The following is a 2,779-nucleotide window of genomic DNA, read 5'->3' on the forward strand; positions in this document are numbered from 1 at the left end:
TGTAATGGTAAGTAGCTGAAGGTAAAATTGAAAAACTTATGTTTTGCGTTGATACTTAATCTAAAAATCATTACCACTCAGCAACGCCAACTAAATATCTAGCTTTAAAATGTGTTTCCCAAAATGCCTATAGTTTTATTGAAAATCATCCCATATTTAAAATAAATCTATGCTAGAGGGATTACAATTACACCAAAAGTACCCCAGGTGATGATGGGAGTCTAATTAAAGTGTCATGTTTATTCTGAAAAGGCAAGATGTTGAAATTACAAGTATTCCACACCCAAAGCGGGATCAACAAATCCCTATTCTTAATTATCAAGGACAAACTTTTCGCTTGATCAATGTCTTTCAGGCAGAGCAAGCCGAAGAAGCGAGGGCTTTCTGGCGGGATTTAACAGATAATCATGGTAAAGCTTGTGTTTTACTAGAGGAGCCTGAGCGATATAGTGTTTGGGGTAAAATTCGCTTGGAGCAACTTAGCAGCGAGGACTCAAAAGAGGGGGAAGCTGTTGCTACTGCTTATATTCAGGGTTGTTTGTTGCTGATACAAGCAGTTTACTTTGATGTAGAGGATTTATTAGGTAATAGACAGGCAAAATCATTTTACAAGGATTTTAGCAAAGTTCTTAAGCAGAGAAACTTTCCCAATACAGATTCTCCCGATGCAATTAATGCTTTATTAACTGTCGATCCTGTAAAAAAATTACAACTACCTTCCTGGCGAGAAGTTCACCTTTATACTTTATTACAAGAAGTCTATCGTTTAGGAGAAGAATATTTTGGTAATTCCAATTTTGCTGAAGGTATTGATGAAATCATAGAACCTATGCCTAGTTCAGAGAGAACTCAGTTTATGGCTTGGCTGAATCAATTTCCTGAAGGTAAAAAATGGGCAATTAAGTAATTTCAAGAGCTTGCCAATAGAAGCATTACTTCTTGATTAAAGCAAAAGATTGATCTTGGTCGAGCTAAAATAAAACGTTGCTAGATAATAAGTTTGATTTAAAATTGTATTTAATATGTTTAAACAGCATGTAAAATAGCATAGTCAATCAATTTTTATTTTGATTAATAGAGATAATATTGATCGATACTTTGTTATTGATGTTAATTAATAATTTCAATGACAAAGTATCGATTTCCTGGCCAATAAAACCCTGGAGCTAGCACTATTTTTTTGACTTTATCAATCTATTTTTCCCTTCTTAAAATACCATTGATAAATCTGAAAAGAGAACTAAAAGTGTTGAGCATTGGGGATAAAATGTTGATCTAAACCCCGCCCTTAAGGGCGAGGTCTTATTAAAAGTAACGCTTGATGAGAATATTCCTATGAGCAGCACTTCAGAAAAATCATCTACCCTTACTAAGTCCTTATTTTCAGCCCAGACTATTGTAATTACAGGTCTTGTCTGGGGTGTAGTAGCCTTATTATTTTTCCTACTATTTAGTGTACCTTTGCCTGGGGAAGAATTACCAGAGTGGTACTCTATTGGCACTTATATATTTGAACTAGGAGCTTACTTACTAGCCTCTATAGTTTGCTTAAGAAACTGGCAAAGTCCTCAAATGGTTAGTGGTAGTAATGTTTGGATGGGTATTGGTTTAGGATTGTTATTTTACTTTATTGGTGGTGTTGTGTTTGGTTGCTGGGAATTACTCTGGGAACTAGATCCTGATGTCTCAATGGCAGATGTTTTCTATGTTATTTCCTACATATTCTTGGGTTGGGGTATGACTTTAGCTGTAACTTCCAAGCGACTAAATCTAGAATTTTGGCAGTGGGGGGTTTTGGCTGGAGTAGCAGTGGCAGGAATTGCTTTGGCTATTTGGGTGGCTGACCCTTCAATTTTTGGCCTATTGTCTAGCCCAGATTCTACAGCTTTGGCAGAAGTAGATATAGAAGAAATAGAAGAGGTATCAGCTAATTTTGCTCCATCTTGGGTTGTTGCTATAGACGAGAAGTTAGAACCTTTTGCCTATAGTGTGAACTTATTTTATATTATTGCCGATGTATTTTTACTAATTATTGCCACAGCTTTGCTTCTGGCCTTTTGGGGGGGGCGTTTTTCTCAGTCCTGGCGTATGATTGCTGCTGCTACATTTTCGCTATACATTGCTGATATGTATTTTAAGTGGGCAGATTCTTATGCTCAAGGAGATTATGAAAGTGGAGCTTTATTGGAAGTATTCTTTGTGTTTACTGCAATTCTGTTTGGAATAGGTGCGGTACTAGAATACGATATATCAACCCGTTCTCGCCAGAGTAGACGTAGTAGACGCAGTAGTTCTTCTTGAGATATTCTACGACTATTAGACGCTGAGATTACTAAGGAGATTTTAGCTTTCGGTGGGTTGAGGTTTGATCTAATGGGTTAGTCTGAGGCTTTCCTCCGCATCCTTTTAGAGTTTCCGTTTGGCTTTCGCTTTCGCTTTTCTGCTGTCGCCGACATGAAACGCGTTAGCATCTGTAGGAGAGTTGTCGGAAGACAACCATATATATTATAGTATATTTTCTGCTACATAATCAAAGCAAAAGTCCCCCTCAAAGGGCAGGTCTAATTCTTTGTCGTTGGAGAATATTTACCGGAAAATTGGGTTTAAAGAGTCTCTCTTTTAGGGGGACTCTTTGTTATTGTTGAGCGAGGGCAAAGGTATTCAACCGCTCTAAAAGCCTAGCTATCTAGCCGATAGACGCACCTTTAAAACTGCGGTCATACCCCGCGTCACCGTCAGGCGCAAGCGCTCGGAACCTGGCGAGGAAACCTAGTCATGG

General features: G+C 38.0%; 2 protein-coding genes. Both read left to right on the top strand.

The genetic code is table 11. The features are described 5' to 3' along the window. Nucleotides 1-235 precede the first annotated feature (235 nt). Nucleotides 236-907, top strand: coding sequence for an Npun_F0813 family protein (locus F6K22_RS37880; RefSeq protein ID WP_293109987.1), 672 nt, complete (start codon nucleotides 236-238; stop codon nucleotides 905-907). Nucleotides 908-1,335: 428 nt separating this feature from the next. Next, entirely contained in the window at nucleotides 1,336-2,301 is a 966-nt protein-coding gene (locus tag F6K22_RS37885) for a hypothetical protein (RefSeq protein ID WP_293109989.1), read from the top strand. Nucleotides 2,302-2,779: the final 478 nt, after the last annotated feature.

Source organism: Okeania sp. SIO2F4, assembly GCF_010672385.1.
In the GTDB taxonomy this organism is placed as follows: Bacteria; Cyanobacteriota; Cyanobacteriia; order Cyanobacteriales; family Microcoleaceae; genus Trichodesmium.